Source organism: Amycolatopsis sp. CA-161197, assembly GCF_050942255.1.
In the GTDB taxonomy this organism is placed as follows: Bacteria; Actinomycetota; Actinomycetes; order Mycobacteriales; family Pseudonocardiaceae; genus Amycolatopsis.
The window spans coordinates 8235850-8257139 of record NZ_CP192059.1 but is presented as its reverse complement, the minus strand read 5'-3'; the positions used below and the strand labels follow the sequence as shown (position 1 = coordinate 8257139).

Here is a 21290-nt window from a genome sequence, read left to right as displayed (position 1 = left end):
CCTCCGACGACCATGAATGCTGCCTTGCTACAGCGGTGGAGTGCGTTATGCGTGAGTTAGACAAGAATCCGGAATCCGGTTTCGGCCAGCGGCTGACGCACTTGCCGCCGGACGATCGGGCGGCGTTCGTCGCGGACGTGGTGCACAGCGCCACCAGGGCCGCGCTCCGGGCCGTGCTCCCGGAGGTGCCGGCCGTCCTCGACCCGGAGAAGGCGTTCTCCGACCACGGGTTCGACTCGCTGGCGGCGGTGGAGCTGCACGCGCAGCTCACCGACGCCACCGGGCTCGACCTGCCCGTGACGCTCGCGTTCGACCACCCGACCCCGGCCGCCGTCGCGCGGTTCCTGCACGCGCAGGTGTTCGGGGAGGAGACCGTCGACAGTGGACTGATCCCGCGCAGCGGCAACGACGACGAGCCGGTGGCCATCGTCGGCATCGGCTGCCGGTACCCGGGTGGCGCGGCTTCGCCCGAGCAGCTGTGGCAGCTGGTCGCAGACGAAGTGCACACGATCAGCGGCTTCCCGACCGACCGCGGCTGGGACCTCGGCAAGCTCTACGACCCGGACCCAGACCGGCCCGGCAGCAGCTACGTCGCGTCCGGCGGCTTCCTGCCCGACGCCGGTGAGTTCGACGCCGGCTTCTTCGGCATCGCGCCGCGTGAGGCGTCGGCGATGGACCCGCAGCAGCGGCTCGTGCTGGAGACGGCGTGGGAAGCGCTGGAGCGGGCGAAGATCGACCCGACCACGCTGCGCGGCACGCCCGCCGGCGTGTTCATCGGCGCCGAGGCCCAGGAGTACGGTCCGCGTCTGCACGAAGCTCCCGACGGCCTCGACGGCTACCTCCTCACCGGCAACGCGCCGAGCGTCGTCTCCGGGCGCGTCGCCTACTCGCTGGGTCTCGAAGGCCCGACGCTGACGGTCGACACCGCGTGCTCGGGTTCCCTGGTGGCCCTGCACCTCGCCGTGCAGGCGCTGCGGCGCGGCGAGACGCACCTCGCGCTCGCTGGCGGTGTCGCCGTGATGGGCGCACCCGGCACGTTCACCGCGTTCAGCCGTCAGCGTGGCCTCGCCGAGGACGGTCGGTGCAAGGCGTTCGCCGCGGCGGCCGACGGCACGGGGTTCGCCGAGGGCGTGGGTGTGCTCGTGCTGGAGCGGCTGTCCGACGCTGTGGCGAACGGGCACACCGTGCTCGCCGTGGTCCGCGGTTCGGCCATCAACTCCGACGGCGCCTCCAACGGCCTCACCGCGCCCAACGGTCCTTCGCAGCAGCGCGTGATCACGCGAGCGCTGGCGGATGCCGGACTTGATCCGTCCGAAGTGGACGCCGTCGAGGCGCACGGCACCGGCACGCGGCTCGGGGACCCGATCGAGGCGCAGGCGCTGCTCGCCACCTACGGGCGGGAGCGCGAGACGCCGCTGCTGCTGGGCTCGATCAAGTCCAACATCGGCCACACGCAGGCCGCCGCCGGCGTGGCCGGCGTGATCAAGATGGTCGAAGCCATGCGCCGTGGCGTGCTGCCGAAGACCCTGCACGTCGACGCGCCGACCCCGCACGTCGACTGGACGGCCGGCGCCGTCGAGCTGCTGACCGAGGCGCGCGAGTGGCCGCCGGTCGAGCGGCCGCGGCGCGCGGGGGTGTCGTCGTTCGGGGTCAGCGGCACCAACGCCCACGTGATCATCGAGCAGGCCCCGGCCGTCGAAGCTGAGGAAACGCCGGCCGAGAAGCTGCCGGTGGTGCCTCTGGTGGTGTCCGCTCGGGACGAGGACGCCTTGCGTGCGCAGGCCGCCAAGCTGGTGTCCACTGTGGAGACCGAGAACCTTGCGGACCTCGGGTTTTCCCTCGCCACCACGCGTGCCGCGCACGACCACCGCGCCGTGGTGGTCGCCGAGAACACCGCCGACGCCGTCCGCGGGCTCGCCGCGCTGTCCGCGGGGGAGCAGGACGCCGCCGTGGTCACCGGCGAGCGCACGCCGGGCAAGCTCGCGATGTTGTTCACCGGCCAGGGTTCGCAGCGCCTGGCCATGGGCCGGGAGCTCTACCTCGCCTACCCGGTGTTCGCCGAGGTCTTCGACGAGGCCCTCGACAACCTCGACGTGCAGATGGACCAGCCGCTGCGCGACGTACTCTTCGGGGACAACGCCGACGAACTCAACCACACGCAGTACGCGCAGTGCGCCCTGTTCGCAGTCGAGGTCGCGCTCGCGCGGCTGCTGGAGTCGTGGGGCGTCAAGCCCGACGTGCTGCTCGGCCACTCGATCGGTGAGCTCGCCGCCGCGCACATCGCCGGCGTCTGGTCGCTGGCCGACGCGTGCCTGGTCGTCGCCGCCCGGGGTCGCCTGATGCAGGCGCTGCCGGAGGGAGGCGCGATGGTCGCGCTGGCCGCGACCGAAGACGAGGTGCAGCCGCTGCTCAACGACCGCGTGAGCATCGCGGCCGTCAACGGACCGTCGTCCGTCGTGGTCTCGGGTGAGCGCGACGCGGTCGAGGACGTCGCCACCGTGTTCCGGCTGCAGGGCCGCAAGACGAGTGAGCTGCGCGTGTCGCACGCGTTCCACTCGCCGCTGATGGAGCCGATGCTGGCGGAGTTCCGCGAGATCCTCGAGGTCGTGGACTACGCGCCGCCGGCGATTCCGGTGGTGTCCAACGTGACCGGCCGCCTCGCGAAGCCCGAGGAGCTGTGCTCGCCGGGCTACTGGCTGTGGCACGTCCGCCGCGCGGTGCGCTTCGCCGACGGCGTGGCGACGCTGGCCGAGGCCGGCGTGACGACCGCGATCGAGGTCGGCCCCGACGCCGTCCTGTCGGCGATGGCCGCCACCGGACCGCACGCCGACACCATCGCCTTCACCGCCGCGCAGCGCCGTGACCACGCCGAGGTCACCACCCTCGCCGGTGCGCTGGGCAAACTGCACACGCGCGGCGTGCCGGTCGACTGGACCGCGTTCTTCGGCCCGGCCCGCCGCGTGGATCTGCCGACGTACGCCTTCCAGCGCAAGCACTTCTGGCTCACCGCTCCCGTTTCGCACGGCGACGCCGCCGATCTCGGCCAGCTCGCGTCGAGCCACCCGCTGCTGGCCGCGGAGATCGGCCTCGCGGGCGACGGGCTCGTGTTCACCGGCCGCGTCGGGCTGAGGACGCACCCGTGGCTGGCCGACCACACCATCGCCGGCTCCGCGGTGCTGCCCGGCACGGCGTTCGTCGAGATGGCGCTGCACGCCGGCGAGCAGGCCGGCTGCGGCGTGCTCGACGAGCTGACGCTGCAGGCGCCGCTCGCGCTGCCGGAGACCGGCGGGGTCGCGCTGCAGGCCGTGGTCGGTCCGGAGGAGGACGGCCGCCGCACCATCGAGTTCCACTCGCGTCCTGACCACGACGCCGACGCCGCCTGGACCCGCCACGCCGTGGGTGTCCTCGCGACCGGTCCCGTCGTGGAGCCGGCGAGCCTGACCGAGTGGCCGCCCGCCGGGGCCGAGGTCGTCGCCACCGCCGAGCTGTACGGCGAGCTGGCCGAGCAGGGTTACGGCTACGGCCCGTTGTTCCAAGGCCTGCGCACGGCGTGGCGGCGCGACGACGTCGTGTACGCCGAGGTCGCACTGCCCGCCGAGAAGGACGCCGCGTTCGGCATTCACCCGGCGCTGCTCGACGCCGTGCTGCACGCCACCGACTTCGCCCCGGGCGAAGCGCGGGAGGCCGACGAGATCCGGCTGCCGTTCGCGTGGACCGGCGTGCGGCTGCACGCGTCGGGCGCCACGGAGGTGCGCGTGCGGATCACGTCGCCCGCCACCGGCGGGGTCACGCTGGAGATCACCGACCCGGCCGGCGCGCCGGTGCTGTCGGTCGAGTCGTTCCGCTCGCGGGCCGTGCGCGGTGCCGATCTCGGCACGCAGGCGCGGGACCTGCTCTACACCGTGGAGTGGACGCCGGTCACGTCCGGCGCCGAACTGCCGACGCTCGCCGCGCTCGGCTCGGTCGCCGGCCTCGACGTGCCGGTCGCCGACGCGCTGGTGTCGCTGGTGGACGTTCCGCAGGCCGTGCTGCTGCCCGTTTCGGTGCGGGGCAAGAACGTCGCCACCGCCGCGAAGCAGGCCGCGCACCGCGTGCTGGCCGTGCTGCGGCAGTGGCTGGAGAACGAGCGTTACGAGTATTCGCGGCTGGTCGTGCTGACTCGCGGTGAGCTGGCCGACTCCGCGGTGCGGGGCCTCGTGCGTTCGGCTCAGGCCGAGCACCCGGGCCGCGTGGTGCTGATCGAAGGCGCGGTCACGGCGGCGACGCTCGCCACCGCGCTCGGCTCGGGGGAGCCGGAGCTGCGCATCGAAGGCAACGCGGTGCACGCGGCCCGCCTGGTGCGGCTCACCGGCGACGCCGAGCGGCCGGCGTGGTCCGCCGAGGGCACCGTGCTCATCACCGGCGGCACGGGTGGCCTGGGCGCGCAGGTCGCGCGCCACCTCGTGACGAACCACGGCGTGCGCAGCCTCCTGCTGGTCAGCCGCCGCGGTGCCGACGCCCCGGGCGCGGCCGAGCTGGTCGCGGACCTGCGCGAGCTGGGCGCGAGCGTGACCGTGGCCGCCGCCGACGTGAGCAAGAAGCGTTCGCTGTCCGCCGCGCTGAAGAAGGCCGAGCAGCCGCTGTCCGCCGTCGTGCACACCGCCGGTGTGCTGGACAACGCCATGATCGGCTCCCTGACCGAAGAGCGGCTCGACGCCGTGCTGGCGCCGAAGGTCGACGCGGCCTGGCACCTGCACGAGCTGGTCGGTGACGTCTCCGCGTTCGTCCTGTTCTCGTCCTCGGCGGGCCTCGCCGACGGCGCGGGCCAGGCGAACTACGCGGCCGGCAACACCTTCCTCGACGCGCTGGCCGAGCACCGCTGCACCGAAGGCAAGATGGCCACGTCGCTCGCGTGGGGTCTGTGGGACGGCGACCTCGGCATGGGGACCACGCTGTCCGAAGTGGACCGAAGCCGCATCGCGCGGCTCGGCCTCGCGCCGCTGACGGTCGCCGAAAGCCTGGCCGCGCTCGACGCGGCGCTGGCCTCGGGCGCGCCGGCCGTGGTGCCGACGCGCATCGACCGGTCCGCGCTGCGGGCCCGGGGCGAGGACGTCCCGGCCGTCCTGCGGGGACTCGCCCCCGCCGGTCGTCGCCGGGCCGCCGCCGCGGTCGTCTCCGGTGAGCTGACGCCGGAGCAGCAGTTCGCCGGCCGCTTCGCCCACCTCGGTGAGGCCGACCGCGACCGCGCGGTGCTCGACCTGGTGCGCACGCACGTCGCGGCCGTACTCGGCCACGACAGCGCCGACGCGATCAACCCGGCCCGCCCGTTCGGCGAGATCGGGTTCGACTCGCTGGCCGCGGTCGAGCTGCGCAACATCCTCGACTCCGTCACCGGCATGCGCCTGCCCGCCACGCTCGTCTTCGACTACCCGACGCCGCGCGCGCTGGCCGAGTACCTCGTGAGCCGGCTGGCTGGGCTCGCACCGACGCGGCCGATCGCGCCGGTCACGACCGCCGACCCGGAGGAGCCGATCGCGATCGTCGGCATCGCCTGCCGCTACCCGGGTGGTGTGACCACGCCGGAGGACCTGTGGCGGCTGGTCGCCGACGGCGAGGAGGCGCTGACGCCGTTCCCGGCCGACCGCGGCTGGAACGTCGACGCGCTGTACGACCCGGAGCCCGGCAAGCCCGGCCACTCCTACGTCAAGCACGGCGCCTTCCTGCACGACGCCGCCGAGTTCGACGCCGACTTCTTCGAGATCAGCCCGCGTGAGGCCGCCGCCATGGACCCGCAGCAGCGGTTGCTGCTGGAGGTGTCCTGGGAGGCGTTCGAACGCGCCGGCATCGACCCGGTTTCCTTGCGCGGCAGCGCGACCGGTGTCTTCGCCGGTGTGATGTACCACGACTGGGGCACGCGGCTCGGCACGGTGTCCGACGACATCGCCGGCTACCTCGGCAACGGCAGCCTCGCCAGCGTCGTCTCCGGCCGCGTGTCCTACGCGCTGGGCCTGGAAGGCCCGACGGTCACGGTCGACACGGCCTGCTCGTCGTCGCTGGTCGCCCTGCACTGGGCGGCGCAGGCGCTGCGCCGCGGCGAGTGCACGCTCGCCCTCGCCGGCGGGGTCACGGTGATGTCCACTCCGGACACCTTCGTCGACTTCTCCCGCCAGCGCGGCCTTTCCGCAGACGGCCGCTGCCGCTCGTTCGCCGACGCGGCCGACGGCACGGGCTGGGGCGAGGGCGCGGGCATGCTGCTCGTCGAGCGCCTGTCCGACGCCCGCCGCAACGGTCACCCGGTCCTCGCGCTGCTGCGCGGCTCCGCGGTGAACCACGACGGCGCGTCCAACGGCCTCACCGCCCCCAACGGTCCCTCGCAGCAGCGGGTGATCACTCGCGCGCTGGCCGACGCCGGGCTCACGCCGTCCGAAGTGGACGCCGTCGAAGGCCACGGCACCGGCACCACGCTGGGTGACCCGATCGAGGCTCAGGCGTTGCTGGCCACCTACGGCCAGGAGCGCGAACAGCCGCTGTGGCTGGGTTCGATCAAGTCCAACATCGGCCACACGCAGGCCGCCGCCGGTGTCGCGGGCATCATCAAGATGGTCCTGGCGATGCAGCACGAGCAGCTGCCGCGCACGCTGCACGTCGACCGTCCGTCCACAGTGGTCGACTGGGCGGCGGGTTCGGTGCGGCTGCTCACGCAGCAGCAGGACTGGGCGGCAGACGGCCACCCGCGGCGTGCGGCCGTGTCGTCGTTCGGCATCAGCGGCACCAACGCCCACGTGATCCTGGAGCAGGCTCCCGAGATCGAGCGCGCGCAGCCGGCGGAGACGCAGGCCGTGGTGCCGGTCGCGCTGTCCGGCCGGTCCGCCGCCGCGGTGCGCGGGCAGGCGGCGCGGCTGCGGACGTGGCTGGCCGAGCACGAGACCGTCGGGGTTGCGGAGATCTCGCGTTCGGTGGCCGCGACGCGGGCTTCGCTGGAGCATCGCTCGGTGGTCGTCGCCGGGACGGTGGCCGAGCTGGCCGACGGGCTCGACGCCGTCGCCACCGGTGAGGCCGCGTCCGACCAGGTCACCGACGGGAAGCTCGCCTTCCTGTTCTCGGGCCAGGGCGCGCAGCGCGTGGGCATGGGCCGAGAGCTGTCCGAAGCCTACCCGGTGTTCGCCGAGGCCTTCGACGCGGTGTGCGCGGCCGTCGACCGGCACACCGACGTGCCGCTGCGCGACGTCGTCTTCGGCACCACTGCGCTCGCCGACCGTGGGCTGCTGGATCAGACGCAGTACACGCAGACCGGGCTCTTCGCGGTCGAGGTCGCCCTCTTCCGGCTCGCCGAGTCGTGGGGGATCGTCCCCGACGCGCTCGCCGGCCACTCCATCGGTGAGCTGGCCGCCGCGCACGTCGCCGGGGTGCTCTCGCTCGACGACGCCGCCAAGCTGGTCGCCGCCCGCGGCCGCCTGATGGGGGCCCTTTCGGAGCGGCCGGGCGCGATGGTCGCGTTCGCGGCGCCGGAGGCGACCGTGCGCGAGCTGCTGGCCGGGCACGACGACGTGAGCATCGCCGCCGTCAACGGGCCCGCCGCCGTGGTGGTCTCGGGTGCCGCCGACGTGGTCGCGGAGATCGAGCGCCTGGCCGGCGACATCCAGACGCGCCGGCTGCGCGTGAGCCACGCGTTCCACTCGCCGCTGATGGACCCGATGCTCGACGAGTTCGCCGCGGTCGCCGCCGGGCTCACGTACGCGGGGCCGCGGATCCCGATGGTCTCCACCGTCACCGGCCTCGTGGCCACCGACGAGGAGCTGCGCTCGCCGGGGTACTGGGTCACGCACGTCCGCGAGACCGTGCGCTTCGGCGCGGCGGTCAAGACGCTGGCAGAGAGCGGCGTCCGGACGTTCCTGGAGCTCGGGCCCGACAGCGTGCTGTCGGTGCTCGGGCCGCAGAGTGCCGAAGACAGTGACGGCAACACAGTGTTCGTCCCGTTCGGCCGGCGCGACCAGGACGAGGTCCGCACGGCGCTGGCCGCCGTCGGCCGCCTCCACGCGCGGGGTGCGGCCAAGCTCGGCCTGCTGCTCGGCGACGGTCCGGTGCGCCTCGACCTGCCGACGTACGCCTTCCAGCACAAGCGTTACTGGCTCGACGCCACGCCGTCCGGCGACGTCACGGCCGTCGGCCAGCAGCCGCTGGCGCACCCGATGCTGGGTGCGGTGGTGCCGCTGTCCGGTTCGGACACCACGGTGCTCACCGGCCGGCTGTCGGCCGCGTCGGTGCCGTGGCTGGCCGACCACGTGGTGAAGGGCGCGATCCTCGTGCCCGGCACCGGTCTGCTGGAGCTGGCCGTCGCGGCCGGCGACCAGGTCGGGCTGCCGGTCGTGGAAGAGCTGACGCTGCAGGCACCGCTCGTCCTGCCGCCCGACGGTGCGGTCGCGCTGCAGGTCGTGGTCGGCCCGGCCGCCGACGACCGTCGTCCGGTCACCGTGTTCTCCCGCCCAGCCGACACCGAGGGCGAGTGGACGCAGCACGCGCTCGGCACGCTCTCGGCCGTCGCCCGGTCCGAGCCCGCCGGGCTCACCGAATGGCCGCCGCCGGGGGCGAGCGTGATCCCGGTGGAGGGCGCCTACGAGCTGCTCGCCGACCGCGGTTACGGCTACGGTCCGGCGTTCCAGGGCCTCAAGGCCGCGTGGCGCCGGGGCAACGAGGTGTTCGCCGAGGTCGCGCTGCCGGAACCGGCCGCGGCCACGGCCGGCGCCTACGGCCTGCACCCCGCACTGCTCGACACCGCCATGCACGCCGACCTCCTCGGCGACCCGAGCGGCGCGACGCTGCTTCCGTTCGTGTGGAACGGCGTGACGCTGCACGCGGTCGGCGCCGCGGTGCTGCGGGTGCGCATCGTGCGGCTGGACGGCGACGAGCTCTCGGCCATCGAGGTGGCCGACAGCGAGGGCCGGCCGGTCGCGACGATCGAGTCGCTGGTCTCGCGGCCGGTGCAGAAGGAGCTCTCGGCCGCACCGGACACTGTGGACGGTTCGCTGCTGAAGATCGCCTGGCAGCCCGGCACCGCACCGGCGGCCGACACCGCCGTCGTGGCCGTCGGCCGCGGCCGGGTCGGGGTGGCCGCCACCTACGCCGGGTTCGCGGACCTGATCGGGGCCGTCGATCGAGGTGAGCCGGTGCCGGAGCTGGTCACGCTCTCGGTCCCGGAACGCGAAGGTGCGGTGCCGGAGGTCTCCCGCGAGCACGCGGCCTGGCTGCTGGCGGAAATCCAGGCCTGGCTGGCGGAGCCGCGGTTCGCGGGCACGAAACTCGCGGTCGTCACGCACTCCGCGACGGCGGCCGGCGGCGCGGGAGTGGACGTCACCGAAGGCGCCCTCTGGGGTCTGGCGCGCGCCGCGCAGGCCGAGCACCCGGGCCGGGTGTTCCTCGTGGACGCCGACACCGCCACCACGCCCGGCGACATCGCGTCCGCGGTCGCGTCGGGGGAGCCGGAGTCCGCGGTCCGCGCGGGTTCGGTGCTCGTGCCGCGGTACGCCCGCACCGAGACCACCGGGGTCTCGCCGTTCGGCGAAGGAACGGTGCTCGTCACCGGCGGTACCGGTGGGCTCGGCAGCCTGCTGGCGCGATACCTCGTGGCCGAGCACGGCGTGCGCGACCTCGTGCTGACGAGCCGCCGCGGCCTCGATGCCCCGGGTGCCGCGCAGCTGGCCGACGACCTCACGGACCTCGGCGCCACGGTCACCGTCGCGGCGTGCGACGTCGCCGACCGCGCGGCCGTCGCGGAGCTGCTCGACGCGTTGCCGCGGCTGTCCGCCGTGGTCCACGCGGCCGGCACGGCCGACAGCGGGGTCTTCGACTCGCTGACCACGGACCAACTGCACTCCGTGCTCAAGCCCAAGGTCGACGCCGCTTGGCACTTGCACGAGCTGACCGCTTCGCGTGAGCTGTCCGCGTTCGTGCTGTTCTCCTCCGCCGGCGGCCAGGTGCTGCCCGCCGGCCAGGCGAACTACGCCGCGGCCAACGCGTTCCTCGACGGCCTCGCACAGCACCGCCACGCGGCGGGCCTGCCGGCGACGGCGCTGGCGTGGGGGCTGTGGGCCGAGAACACCGGCCTCGGCGGCGACCTCGCCGAGGCCGACCTCGCCCGGATGGCTCGGCTGGGCCTGCCCGCGGTCACCGCGGAGCAGGGACTCGCGTTGTTCGACGCCGCGGTGGCCACGGAAGACGCTGTGGTCGCGCCGCTGCGGGTCGACGTGCCCGCGCTGAAGGCGCGCACGGACGAGCTGCCGGCTCTGCTGCGCGGCTTCGTGCCGCCGAAGGCCCGCCGTGTCGCCAAAACCAAGGCGGCGAGCGCGGACAACGCGTTGGCGAACGAGCTTGCCGCCCTGGTCGAGAGCGAGCGCGACCGTGTGCTGCTGGATCTCGTCCGCACGCAGGTGGCCACCGTGCTCGGCTACGCGGACAAGTCCGAAGTGGACGGCACCCGGGCGTTCAAGGAGCTCGGGTTCGACTCCCTGGCGGCGGTGGAGCTGCGCAACCTGCTCGGCACCGCCACCGGGCTCTCGCTCCCGGCGACGCTCATCTTCGACCACCCGACCGCCAAGGCCGTCGCTGACTTCGTGAAGGGCAAGCTGCTCGGCGCGGTCACCAAGAAGTCGACCACGCGCACCAACGCCGCCGGTGTTTCGATGCAGGAACCGATCGCGATCGTCGGCATGGCCTGCCGCTACCCCGGCGGCGTGCGGTCGCCCGAGGACCTGTGGCGGCTGCTCGTCGACGAGGTCGACGCGGTCAGCGGCTTCCCGACCAACCGCGGCTGGGACACCGAGGGCATCTACGACCCCGAACGCGGCAAGCGTGGCAAGACCTACGCCAACCAGGGCGGGTTCCTGCACGACGCCGCCGAGTTCGACCCGGCGTTCTTCGGCATCGGCCCGCGCGAGGCCATGGCGATGGACCCGCAACAGCGGCTGCTGCTGGAGACGGCGTGGGAGGCCATCGAACGCGCCGGCATCGACCCGACCGCGCTGCGCGGCAGCCTGACCGGCGTCTTCACCGGCGCCATGTACGACGACTACGGCAGCCGGGCCCCGGGCGCGCCCGCCGACGTCGCCGCCTACATCCCCAACGGCAGCTCCGGCGCGGTCGTCTCCGGTCGCATCTCCTACCTGCTGGGGCTCGAAGGTCCGTGCATGACGGTGGACACGGCGTGCTCGTCTTCGCTGGTCACGCTGCACCTCGCGGTGCAGGCACTGCGGGCCGGCGAGTGCCGGCTGGCGCTGGCCGGCGGTGTGACGGTGCTTTCGCAGTCGGACCTGTTCGTCGACTCCAGCCGCCAGGGGGTGCTTTCGCCCAACGGCCGCTCGAAGTCCTTCTCCGCCGCGTCCGACGGCGTCGGCTGGGCCGAGGGCGCGGGCCTGCTCCTGCTGGAGCGGCTGTCCGACGCGCAGCGCAACGGCCACGAGGTGCTCGCCGTCGTGCGCTCCAGCGCGGTGAACCAGGACGGCGCGTCCAACGGGCTCACCGCCCCGAACGGCCCCTCGCAGGAACGCGTGATCCACGCGGCGCTGGCCGCCGGTGGACTGCGTCCGTCCGAAGTGGACGCGGTCGAGGCGCACGGTTCGGGCACGAAACTCGGTGACCCCATCGAGGCGCAGGCCCTGCTCGCGACCTACGGCCAGGACCGGCCCGAGGGACACCCGCTGTACCTGGGCTCCGTGAAGTCGAACATCGGTCACGCGCAGGCGTCCGGTGGTGCGGCCGGCGTGATGAAGGTGGTGCAGGCGCTGCGGCACAACCTGCTCCCGCGGACGCTGCACGTCGACGCGCCGTCGCCGGTCGTCGACTGGACGACGGGCGACATCGAGCTGCTGACCGAGGCACGGCCGTGGCTGCCGAACGGGCGGCCGCGCCGTGCCGGGGTCTCGTCCTTCGGCATCAGCGGGACCAACGCGCACATCATCATCGAGGAGGCGCCGCCGTCCACTGTGGAGGCGCCGCGCGCCAGTGCTCCGGCACTGCCGGTGGTGCCGCTGCCGCTCGCGGGATCGGTGGGCCAGGCGCTGGCCGACCAGGCCGCCCGGCTTGCCGAGCACCTGCGGGCCAACCCGGAGCTTGACCTGACCGACGTCGGGTACTCGCTCGCCACCGGTCGCGCGGCGCTCGACCACCGCGCGGTGGTGCTGGCCGCAGACCGCGAGGCCGCGTTGAAGGCGCTCGACGGGCTCGCCACCGGCGGAACCCCGGCGAGCACCGTGACCGGCACGATCAGTGCGGCCGACCTGACCGCGTTCCTCTTCACCGGCCAGGGCGCGCAGCAGCCGGGCATGGGCCGCGGGCTGTACGAGGCCTTCCCGGTGTTCGCCGGCGCGTTCGACGAGATCTGCGGCCTGTTCGACGGCGATATTCGCGGTCTCTCCGAGACGGACGTGCCGCTCAAGCGGGTCATCTGGGCCGAGAAGGGCTCCGACGACGGGAAGCTGCTCAACCAGACCGCCTACACGCAGTGCGCGCTGTTCGCGATCGAGGTCGCGCTCTACCGCCTGGTGGAGTCGTGGGGCGCCGCGCCCGACTACGTGGCCGGGCACTCGATCGGTGAGCTCGCCGCGGCCCACGTGGCCGGGGTGCTGTCGCTGGCCGATGCCTGCACGCTGGTCGCCGCTCGCGGCCGGTTGATGCAGGCGCTGCCGAGCGGGGGCGCCATGGCCGCGATCGCGGCCACGGAGGACGAGGTGCGGGCCGCGCTGCCGTCCGACGTCGACGTCGCCGCGGTCAACGGGCCGCGCTCGGTCGTGATCTCCGGGCCGGACGCTTCGGTCCGGACGGCCATGGCCACGTTCTCCGACGCCGGGCGCCGCACGAAGCAGCTGGTCGTGTCGCACGCGTTCCACTCGGCGCTGATGGAGCCGATGCTGGCGGAGTTCGGCGCGGTTGCCGAAAGCCTCAGCTATTCCGCCCCGGCGATTCCGGTGGTGTCCAACGTGACCGGGCGGATCGCCACGGCCGCCGAGCTGTGCTCGCCCGCCTACTGGGTGGGGCACGTTCGCGAGGCCGTGCGGTTCGCCGACGGGGTCACGACGTTGCTGGGCGCCGGCGTCACGCGGTTCGTGGAGCTGGGCCCGGACGCGGTCCTCACGGGCATGGCCCGCGAGAGCGACACCGCGGCCGCCGAACGGCCGGACCGCGTGGTGCAGGTGCCGGCGATGCGGCGCGGCCGCGACGAGGTGACCACGCTGTTCACCGCGCTCGGCACGCTGTACTCGCGGGGCACGGCCCTCGATTGGCGGGCGCTGTTCGCCGGCCGCGGTGCGTCCACTGTGGACCTGCCGACGTACGCGTTCCAGAACAAGTCCTACTGGCTCGACGCGACCAAGGGCACCGGCGACGTCGGTTCGCTGGGCGCCAAGTCCGCCGCGCACCCGCTGCTGGGTGCGCTGGTGGAGCTGCCCGACGGCGGCGCGGTGCTCACGGGCCGGCTGTCCACGGCGACGCAGCCGTGGCTGGCCGACCACGTGGTGATGGGCCGCACGATGCTGCCCGGCACCGCGTACGTCGAGCTGGCCGCGCACGCCGGCGACCAGGTCGGGGCGGGCCTGCTCGAGGAGCTGACCCAGCAGGCACCGCTGCTGCTGCCCGAGGACGGCGTGGACCTGCGCGTGGTCGTCGGGGCTCCGGACGCCAGTGGCCGCCGGGAGTTCTCGGTGCACTCGCGGGCCGCCGAACGAGGTGCTTGGACGCAGCACGCGGCGGGCACGCTCACCACGGGAACGCCGGCCGCGGAGTTCGACCTGGCGGCCTGGCCGCCGGCGGGCGCCGAGGCCGTGGACCTGACCGGGCTCTACGACGACCTCGCGGGCCTCGGCTTCGGCTACGGCCCGACGTTCCGGAACCTCCGCGCGGTCTGGCTGCACGAGGATGAGGTGTTCGCCGAGGTGGCGCTGCCCGAGGGCACAGCGGCCGGCGAGTTCGGCCTCCACCCGGGCCTGCTCGACTCCGCGCTGGGCGCGACGGACTTCCTCGTGCCGGGCGGCCCGAAGGCGCTGACCGAGACGACGATCCCGTTCGCCTGGAACGCGGTCTCACTGTTCGCGGCGGGTGCCACGGCGCTGCGGGTGCGGGTGCGCAAGACGGAGAACGGGGCCGAGCTGGCGCTCGCCGACGCGGCCGGTGCGCCGGTCGCGTGGATCGAGTCGCTGGTCACGCGGCCGGTGTCGGAGAGCCAGCTCGGCGCGAAGGTGCCGGACTCGCTCTACCGCATCGACTGGTCGCCCGCGTCGGGTGTGCGGCTGGCGCCGTCGATCGACGGCTGGGCCGTGCTGGGTGCCGACGATCTCGGGTTGGGCCTGCCCGTCCACGCCGAGCCGGTGGCGGCCGACGTGCTGGTGCTGCCGGTCGCGACCGAGGACGGCGACGTGCCGGCCCGCGTCTACGCGACCGTTCAGAAGACGTTGGCGCTGCTGCAGAACTGGCTCGGCCGGTTCGACGACGGCAAGCTCCTGGTCGTCACCCGCGGTGCGGTCGAGGCGGACACGCCGGACCTGGCGCAGGCGCCGGTCTGGGGTCTGGTGCGGGCCGCGCAGGCCGAGAACCCGGGCCGGATTCAGCTGGTCGACGTGGACGGCAAGGCGGAGTCCGCGCAGGCGCTGCCCGCGGTGGCGGCTTCGGGTGAGCCCGAGGCGGTCGTCCGTGCCGGTGAGGTGCGGGTGCCGCGGCTGGTGCGGGTGACCGAGATCGGCGAGCCGGTCGAGTGGAACCCCGACGGCACGGTGCTGATCACCGGGGGCGCCGGTCTGCTCGGCGGGCTGCTGGCCCGGCACCTGGTCGCCCGCGGCGCCCGCGACCTCGTCCTCACGAGCCGGCGGGGCCTCGACGCTCCGGGTGCGCGGGAGCTGGTCGAGGAACTCGCCGGGCAAGGCGCGAAGGTCACCGTGGCGGAGTGCGACGTCACCGACCGCGCCGACCTGGCGGGACTGCTGGAGACGCTGCCGAAGCTCACCGCCGTGGTCCACGCGGCGGGGCAGATGGACAGCGCGGTGCTGGGCGCCCTCACTCCGGAGCAGGTCGAGACCGTGCTGCGGCCGAAGGTCGACGCGGCCTGGCACCTGCACGAGCTCACGGCGTCGCGGGACCTGGCGGCGTTCGTCCTCTACTCGTCGGCAGGCGGCCTGTTGCTGGCCGCGGGGCAGGCCAACTACGCGGCGGGCAACGTGTTCCTCGACGCGCTGGCCGAGCACCGGGCCGCACAGGGCCTGCCGGCGACCGCCCTGGCCTGGGGTCCGTGGGAAGGCACCGACGGCGAGGTCGACCTGGCGCACATCGCCCGGTACGGCGTCGCGGAGCTGACCGCGGAAGACGGGCTGGCGTTGTTCGACGCCGCGCTCGCGGCGCGGCGGCCGGCACTCGTGCCGGTGGAGCTGGCCGACCTGAAGGAAGCCGACCGCGTGGCCCCGCTCCTGCGTGGCCTCCTGACGGCTCCGTCCCGGCGAGCGGCGACGGCCGCGGTGACCGCCGCACCCGAGGCCGGTTTCGCCGATCGGGTCGCCGCGCTGCCGGCGAGCGAGCGGGAAGCGGCGGCGCTGCAGCTGGTGTGCGAGCACGCGGCGGCGGTGCTGGGTTACGACGACGCTTCGGCCGTCGGGGTCGAGAAGGGCTTCACAGACCTCGGCATCGACTCGCTGGCGGCGCTGGAACTGCGCAACCGGCTCGGGGCGGCGACGGGGCTGCGGCTGCCGGCGACGCTGATCTTCGACTATCCGAGCCCGCTCCCGCTGGCCCGCCACCTCCTGGCGGAACTGCTGCCGGAGTCCGAAGAGGACAGTGCGCTCGAAGAGAACGACGAAGCCGCGTCCGCAGTCGCGGCGATGGACCTGGCCGACCTGGTCCGCTCCGCGATGGGTGGCGACCAGACCGACGAACGAGGTGAGTCCCGGTGACCCAGTCCCCGTCGACCGAGCAGATCGTCGCCGCGCTGCGACAGTCCATGACGGACAACGAACGGCTCAAGACGGACAACAAGAAGCTCTCCGCCCGGCTGCACGAGCCGATCGCGATCATCGGCATGGGCTGCCGCTACCCCGGCGGCGTCACGACTCCGGACGAGCTGTGGCAGCTGGTCGCGGGCGGCGTCGACGCGATCGGCGAGTTCCCGGCCGACCGCGGCTGGGACACGGCGTCGATCCACGACCCCAGTGGTTCCCGGCCCGGCACGACGTACTCGAACGAAGGCGGTTTCCTGCCCGAAGCCGCCGACTTCGAGCCGGAGTTCTTCGGGATCTCGCCACGGGAGGCGCTCACGCTCGACCCGCAGCAGCGCGTGCTGCTGGAAACGGCGTGGGAAGCGGTGGAGCGCGCCGGGATCGTGCCGGCGACGCTGCGCGGCTCCAGCACCGGCGTGTTCACCGGCGTGATGTACCACGACTACGGCGCGGGCAGCAGCGACGGCAGCCTCATCTCCGGGCGCGTCTCGTACACGCTCGGGCTCGAAGGTCCGTCGGTGTCGGTGGACACGGCGTGCTCCTCTTCGCTCGTCGCCATGCACCTCGCGGCGCAGGCGCTGCGGCGCGGCGAGTGTTCCCTGGCGCTGGCCGGCGGCGTGACGGTGATGGTGACGCCGGACATGTTCGTGTACTTCAGCGAGCAGCACGGGCTGTCCTCCGACGGGCGCTGCAAGGCGTTCGGCAGCGGCGCCGACGGCGTCGGCTGCTCGGAAGGCGCCGGGATGCTGCTGCTGGAGCGGCTTTCGGACGCTCGCCGAAACGGTCACCACGTGCTCGCCGTGCTGCGCGGCAGCGCGGTGAACTCCGACGGCGCATCGAGCGGCATCACGGTGCCCAACGGCCCGGCGCAGCAGCGCGTGATTCGCGCGGCGCTGGCCGACGGCGGGATCGAACTGTCCGATGTGGACTTCGTCGAGGCGCACGGCACGGGCACGAAGCTGGGTGACCCGATCGAGGCACAGGCACTGATCGCGACCTACGGCAAGGTGACGACGCCCGAACGGCCGCTGTACGTCGGCTCGTTCAAGTCGAACGTCGGCCACACGCAGGCCGCGGCCGGCGTCGGCGGTGTGATCAAGGTGGTGGAGTCGCTGCGACGCGGTGTCCTGCCGCGCACGCTGCACGCCGAGGAGCCGTCGCCGCACGTCGACTGGTCCGGCGGCACGGTCGCGCTGCTCGCCGACGAGCGGGCGTGGCCGGAGACCGGGCGCGCGCGGCGGGCCGCGGTGTCTTCGTTCGGGATCAGCGGGACGAACGCGCACGTGATCGTGGAGCAGGGTGACCCGGCTCCCGAGCCTTCGGCCGAGGGCGGGCCCGTGACGTGGCTGTTCTCGGCCACTGGGCCCCAGGCGCTGCGGGCGCAGGCGGGCCGGCTGGCCGAGGTTTCGGGGTCGGCGGCGGACGTCGGGCTCTCGTTGGTGACCACGCGAACGTTGGCCGAGTACCGGGCCGGGGTCGTGGCGGCCGATCGCGCCGGTGCCGTGCGGGCGTTGACGGAGTATGCCGCCGGGCGCGCGCCGGCCGGAATTGTCGAAGGTGTTGCGGCGCCGGGGAAAACGGCGTTCCTGTTCACCGGCCAGGGCGCGCAGCGGGCGGGGATGAGCCTGGAGCTGGCTGCGGCCTATCCCGTCTTCGCCGCCGCGTTGGACGAGGTCGCCGCCGAGCTGGATCCGCACCTGGACACGCCGCTGCGCGAACTGCTGGCGGATGCGGACAAGCTCGACGAGACCGGCTACACGCAGCCGGCGCTGTTCGCCGTCGAGGTCGCGGTGTTCCGGCTGCTGGAGACGTGGGGCGTGCAGGCGGATCGGCTGGTCGGGCATTCGATCGGTGAGCTGGCGGCCGCGCACTGCGCGGGTGTGTTCTCACTGGCCGACGCGTGCCGGCTGGTGGCCGCGCGGGCGCGGCTGATGCAGGCGCTCCCACGCGGTGGCGCGATGGTCGCGGTGCAGGCGCGGGAGGACGAGGTCCGGCTCATCGACGGCGTCGGGATCGCCGCGGTGAACGGGCCCGATTCGGTCGTGTTGTCCGGGGTCGAGGACGCGGTGCTGGCGGTCGCGGAGAAGTTCGCGCGGACGTCGCGGTTGCGCGTGTCGCACGCGTTCCACTCGCCGCTGATGGAGCCGATGCTGGCGGAGTTCGCCACGGTGGCGGCGCAGGTGAACTACTCGGCGCCGGCGATTCCCATCGTGACCACGGCCGGCGGCGATCTGTCCACTCCGGACTACTGGGTCCGGCAGGTGCGCGAGGCCGTGCGGTTCGCCGACGCGATGCGCACGGTGCTGGCCGACGGAGTGACCACGTTCGTCGAGGTCGGACCGAGTGCGGTGCTCACCGCGATGGGGCAGAGCTGCCTGGCCGGCGACGAACGGGCGACGTTCGTGCCGGTGCTGCGCAAGGACCGGCCGGAGGCCGAGAGCGCGGCCACGGCGGTCGCGACGCTGTTCACGGCCGGGGTGCCTGTCGACTTCGAGGCGTTCTACGCCGGCGCGCACCGGGTGGAGTTGCCGACGTATGCGTTCCAGCGCAAGCGCTATTGGCTCGACAACCCGACCGGCGCCCGGGCGCGGGGTGTGGCCGAGGTCGGCCAGCGCGAGGCCGGGCACCCGTTGCTGGGTGCAGTCGTGGTCGCGGCCGACTCGGGTGGTGTGGTGCTCACGGGCAAGCTCTCGCTGAGCGCACAGCCGTGGCTGGCCGACCACGTGGTGCAGGGGGCGGCGTTGTTCCCGGGCACGGCGTTCGTGGAGCTGGCCGTGCGGGCCGGCGACGAGGTCGGCTGCGCGCGGCTCGACGAGCTGACGTTGGCCGCGCCGCTGATCCTGCCCGCGCAGGGTGGGGTGCGGCTGCAGGTCACGGTCGGCTCCCAGGACGAGGACGGCACCCGAACGCTGGGCATCTACTCGCAGGCCGAAGGCGCTGACGAGTGGGTTCAGCACGGTAGCGGCCGCCTTTCGTCCACTGTGGACGCGCGACCGGAAGCCGCCGAGTGGCCGCCCGCGGGCGCGGCCGAGATCGACGTGACCGGCCGCTACGACGACCTCGCGGCCCAGGGCTTCGACTACGGCCCGGTGTTCGCCGGGCTGCGCCGCGTCTGGCGGGTGGGTGACCGGCTGGCGGCCGAGGTCTCGGTACCCGAGCACGCGAACGCCGAAGCGTTCGGCCTGCACCCCGCGTTGCTCGACGCCGCGCTGCACACGATCGGCCTCGCCGGGCCGACGGAGGACAAGCCGGTGCTGCCGTTCGCGTGGTCCGGGGTGTCGCTGCACGCCGGCGGCGCGTCGAGCCTGCGGGTACTGATCTCGTCGGACGTCGAGAACACGGTGTCGCTCACGGCCACCGACCCGAGCGGGTCGCCGGTCCTGAGCGTGGAATCGCTGGCGCTGCGGCCGATCGCGGACGACGCGTTCGCGCCGGCCGAGCGTTCGGCGGTGGACGACTCGCTGTTCCGCGTGGAATGGCCGGCGTGGTCCGGTGAGCCGGCCGCGGCCGTGACGTCGGCGGTGCTCGGCGAGGACGTCTTCGGTCTCGGTGGGAAGACCTTCGCGGACTTCGAAGCACTGGTCGCCGGGATCCACGGTGGTGACGCCGTGCCGGACGTGGTGTTCGTGCCGTTCGCCGCGCCCGAGGTCGCCACGCCGGCCGGAGCGCGCGAAGCCGTGCACCGCCTGCTGGCCCTCGCCCAGGCGTGGGTCGGCGAGGACGTGCTGGCTGCGTCACGGCTGGTTGTAGTGGCGCGGCGTGCGATCGGCACCCGGCCGGACGAGGCGGTGGCCGACCTGACGCACGCGGCCCTCTGGGGTGTCGTGCGGACGGCGCAACTGGAGTACCCGGACCGCTTCCTGGTCGTGGACCTCGACGACGGCCCGGTGCCGGTCGCCGAGGTGCTCGGGGCGATGTACGCGGACGAGCCCGGCGTCGCCGTGCGTGCCGGCCAGGTGCTCGTGCACCGGCTGGCCAAGTTCGTGCCGGATGAAAAGCCGGTGCAGCTCGGCGGAACCGTGCTGGTCACCGGCGCGACGGGCGTGCTGGGCATGCTGATCGCGCGGCACCTGGTGACGTCGTACGGCGTGCGGGACCTGCTCCTGACCAGCCGGCGCGGCCTCGACGCGCCGGGCGCGCCCGAGTTCGTCGCGTCACTGGAAGAGCTGGGAGCTTCCGTTTCGCTGGTCGCGTGCGATCTGGCTTCGCGTGACGCCGTGGTTTCGTTGCTGGACGGAGTTTCCCTGTCCGCGGTGATCCACACGGCCGGGGTGGTCGACGACGGCGTGCTGCTGTCGCTGACCCCGGAGCGGATGGACGCGGTGCTGCGGCCCAAGGTCGACGCCGCGTGGCACCTGTCCGAGCTGACGGCGTCGATGGACCTGGCGGCCTTCGTGCTGTACTCGTCGGCCGGCGGCACGCTGGGCGCGGCCGGTCAGGCGAACTACTCCGCGGCGAACGTGTTCCTCGACGCGCTGGCGCAGCACCGCGTCGCAGCCGGGCTACCGGGCGTTTCGCTGGCCTGGGGGCTGTGGTCCGAGGGCGGCATGTCCGGCGAGCTCGGCGACACCGACCTCATCCGCATGGCCCGCTCCGGCGTCTTCGGGCTGTCCTTTGCGGACGGTCTGGAGCTGTTCGACGCCGTTTTCGGGACCACGGAACCGGCGCTGGTGCCGGTGCGGCTGGACCTGTCCGGGCTGCGGGCCGACGCGCACAGCGTGCCGGCGATGCTGCGGGGGCTGGTCAAGCGGTCGACGCGACGCCGGGCCGAGGTGGTCGACGACTCGTGGGGCCGGATTTCCTCGCTGCCCGCGGGAGAACGCCCGCGGGCCGTCGTGGACCTGGTGTGTGGCACGGCCGCGGTGGTGCTGGGTCACGAGAACGCCGGTGCGGTGGACCCGCGCAAGGGTTTCATCGAGCTGGGCTTCGATTCGCTGACGGCGATCGAGCTGCGCAACCGCCTCGACGTGGTGACCGGGCTGCGGCTGCCGGCCACGCTGATCTTCGACTACCCCTCGGTGGAGGTGCTGGCCGAGTTCCTCGCGGAGTCCGTGGCGGACGGCCCGTCCGACGTCGAGGTGCGCGTGGAGGAGCTGGTGGCGGCGTTGCGGAGCGCGGACGCCGACGTGCGGGGCAAGGTCGTGGACCGGCTGAAGTCCGTCGTGGGCGAGTTCTCCGGGGACGACGAGGTCGAAGACGCCAGCGCGGACGAGCTGTTCGCGATGCTGGACGAGGAGCTCGGCGCACACTAGCGACAACGAGAAGCGGGCCGTCCACAGTGGAAACTGTGGGCGGCCCGTCGTCGTGTCCGGGGGAGCGGAGCGGGCGGCGCTCGACGCTCGGGGGGAA

At 73.7% G+C, this 21290-nt stretch carries 2 protein-coding genes; both read left to right on the top strand.

The genetic code is table 11. From position 1 onward, the window contains the following. The first annotated feature begins 47 nt into the window (after nucleotides 1-47). Nucleotides 48-15899, top strand: coding sequence for an SDR family NAD(P)-dependent oxidoreductase (locus ACQPXB_RS38855; protein WP_432846675.1), 15852 nt, complete (start codon nucleotides 48-50; stop codon nucleotides 15897-15899). After that, on the top strand, nucleotides 15896-21193 hold the full coding sequence (locus tag ACQPXB_RS38850) for a type I polyketide synthase (protein ID WP_432846673.1): 5298 nt from the start codon (nucleotides 15896-15898) through the stop codon (nucleotides 21191-21193). The genes ACQPXB_RS38855 and ACQPXB_RS38850 overlap by 4 nt, the downstream gene beginning before the upstream one ends. Nucleotides 21194-21290 lie beyond the last annotated feature (97 nt).